This window comes from uncultured Planktosalinus sp. (genome assembly GCF_963973675.1).
Taxonomy (GTDB): Bacteria; Bacteroidota; Bacteroidia; order Flavobacteriales; family Flavobacteriaceae; genus Planktosalinus.
Map to the genome: position 1 here is coordinate 1 of NZ_CAXBAN010000422.1, position 2,062 is coordinate 2,062.

The following is a 2,062-nucleotide window of genomic DNA, read 5'->3' on the forward strand; positions in this document are numbered from 1 at the left end:
TAGGACGCCAGGTTTTCATCCTGGTAACAGGGGTTCGATTCCCCTACGGACTACTAAAAACACAAGTAGTTTGTGTTGTCGAGAAGCCTTAATTGGCATGAAATTTTAATAATATTTGGTCCGTTCGTCTAGGGGTTAGGACGCCAGGTTTTCATCCTGGTAACAGGGGTTCGATTCCCCTACGGACTACAAACAAGAATTAGTTACATTTTTAAGAACAAAACAAATGGCAAATCACAAGTCAGCGTTAAAGAGAATTAGAAACAGCGAAACAAAACGTTTACGCAACAGATACCAGCACAAGTCTACCAGAACTGCAATCAAAAAATTGAAGGAGACTGAAAACAAAGCTGAAGCGGAAAAACTATTCCCGTCTGTAGTTTCTATGATTGACAAATTAGCAAAGAAAAACATCATTCATGATAACAAAGCAGCTAATTTAAAGTCAAGTTTATCGAAGCACGTCGCGGCACTTTCATAAAGGGTCTGTAACAATAAAATCAATCCAAAACTCTCATCTAATTGCTTAGATGAGAGTTTTTTTGTTTTCTGATGTTTCATCGATTTTTTGTACATTGCGCGTGTGAAAAAAGCATTTTTCAAAACGCTCTCAGTACTTAATAAATGGTTGCTCCCCAACTTTACAAAGCAACGATTGGATTTAAGTAAAGCAAAAAAATGGCAATTGGCCATTCTTGCATGGAAAATCTATGTCACCAAAAACCTTTTAGATTCTTAATTTGTATGATCAATGAATAAATTACTTCTTCCACTATTTATAGTATTTTTTACCACAACAACCATTGCTCAAAACAGCCGGGTGTTACCAAAAGGAATTGCTGAAAGTGAGAAAGGCCTGATAACTGAGTTTCAGTTTAAAAGTACCAAGATCACTCCACCACCTGAATTTCCCGTAAGAACAATGGCCGAATGGGAAGAAATTGAATATTTAGTAATCCGATGGACCCCTTCTTTCCAAAATATTTTACGCCAAATTGTTGCAGCTGCCGTCGAAGAATGTAAAGTGTTGATTACTACCGAAAACCCCGGAGCTGTTACTTCCTACCTTACATCCAATGGGGTTGATATGAGTCAGGTCGAATTTTTAGATGCACCCAGTAATTCAATTTGGATTAGAGACTATGCCGGTAATACAGTGTATACAAATGATGTAGGTGAACGTGCGCTCGTTGATTGGATTTACAACAGGCCACGTCCTCTGGATGATCAAATGCCCACTTTTCATGCAGATTTTACCGCTTCACCTATTTATATAACCAATTCAGGAAGTAATGATTTAGTCAATACCGGCGGTAACTTTATGGCTGATGGAATGGGCACTGCTTTTGCATCCAAACTCGTATTAGAAGAAAACGAACCCGGAAATCCTTATGGGGTAACCCCCAAAACAGAAGCTGATATTGATAATATCATGTTGGAATATCAGGGCATTTCAAGCTACATTAAAATGGATCAGGTGCCTTATGACCCCATTGATCATATTGATATGCACATGAAGTTACTTGATGAGGAAACCATCCTGGTTAGTAAATATCCTCCCGGAGTGGCAGACGGTCCTCAAATTGAAGCCAATATTGATTATGTAACTTCCACTTTCCAATCACCCTTTGGAACCGATTATAAAATTGAATGGATTGATGCACCTCCCAGCACAGGCGGAAATCATCCCGATTCCGGTGGTTTGTACAGAACATATACCAATTCGGTTTTTGTAAACGGAACAGTCATCGTGCCTACTTACAGACCGGAAGTTGATAACGAAGCATTGGCACTCTATGAAGAATTACTCCCCGGTTACAACATTGTGGGAATAGATGTCGATAATTCGGGTGAAAACCTCATTTCACTCAACGGTGCGATTCATTGCATCACACACGCCATTGGGGTTTCAGACCCGCTATGGATTGTTCATCAGCCCATTGAAGAGGCAAACACAACAATAGATATTGAGTACGGTGACGGAACTACAGAAGAATCTAATTATGGAAACTATCTTTTAAAACAATATAATAATCCAAAAACTAGAGCTAGTGTTGAGCCT

Annotated in this window: 3 protein-coding genes and 1 tRNA gene; all 4 read left to right on the forward strand. The window is 39.1% G+C overall.

What is annotated here, in order from left to right:
- Positions 1–117: 117 nt before the first annotated feature.
- Positions 118–189: transfer RNA gene (locus AACY61_RS12885), tRNA-Glu, on the forward strand.
- Between the two features lie 37 nt (positions 190–226).
- On the forward strand, positions 227–481 hold the full coding sequence (gene rpsT, locus AACY61_RS12890) for a 30S ribosomal protein S20 (protein WP_339611988.1): 255 nt from the start codon (positions 227–229) through the stop codon (positions 479–481).
- 102 nt (positions 482–583) lie between these two features.
- Complete coding sequence (locus AACY61_RS12895; RefSeq protein ID WP_339611989.1) at positions 584–739, forward strand: SsrA-binding protein; 156 nt, start codon at positions 584–586, stop codon at positions 737–739.
- Between the two features lie 12 nt (positions 740–751).
- Positions 752–2,062: agmatine deiminase family protein (locus AACY61_RS12900; RefSeq protein ID WP_339611990.1), on the forward strand; the 1,311-nt coding region annotated here is incomplete at its 3' end.